1 pseudogene is annotated in these 515 nt (G+C 57.3%); it reads right to left on the reverse strand.

Annotated features, from left to right (window positions below):
- Positions 1-377 (reverse strand): annotated as a pseudogene (gene intI1 / locus SJ312_RS23345) (class 1 integron integrase IntI1); the annotation flags it as partial.
- Between the last annotated feature and the right edge of the window lie 138 nt (positions 378-515).

Raw genomic sequence — 515 nt, forward strand, 5'->3', positions numbered from 1 at the left:
AGGATGCGAACCACTTCATCCGGGGTCAGCACCACCGGCAAGCGCCGCGACGGCCGAGGTCTTCCGATCTCCTGAAGCCAGGGCAGATCCGTGCACAGCACCTTGCCGTAGAAGAACAGCAAGGCCGCCAATGCCTGACGATGCGTGGAGACCGAAACCTTGCGCTCGTTCGCCAGCCAGGACAGAAATGCCTCGACTTCGCTGCTGCCCAAGGTTGCCGGGTGACGCACACCGTGGAAACGGATGAAGGCACGAACCCAGTGGACATAAGCCTGTTCGGTTGGTAAGCTGTAATGCAAGTAGCGTATGCGCTCACGCAACTGGTCCAGAACCTTGACCGAACGCAGCGGTGGTAACGGCGCAGTGGCGGTTTTCATGGCTTGTTATGACTGTTTTTTTGTACAGTCTATGCCTCGGGCATCCAAGCAGCAAGCGCGTTACGCCGTGGGTCGATGTTTGATGTTATGGAGCAGCAACGATGTTACGCAGCAGGGCAGTCGCCCTAAAACAAAGTT

The sequence above is a fragment of the Providencia sp. CIM-Carb-044 genome, from assembly GCF_033901115.1.
Classification (GTDB): Bacteria; Pseudomonadota; Gammaproteobacteria; order Enterobacterales; family Enterobacteriaceae; genus Providencia; species Providencia hangzhouensis.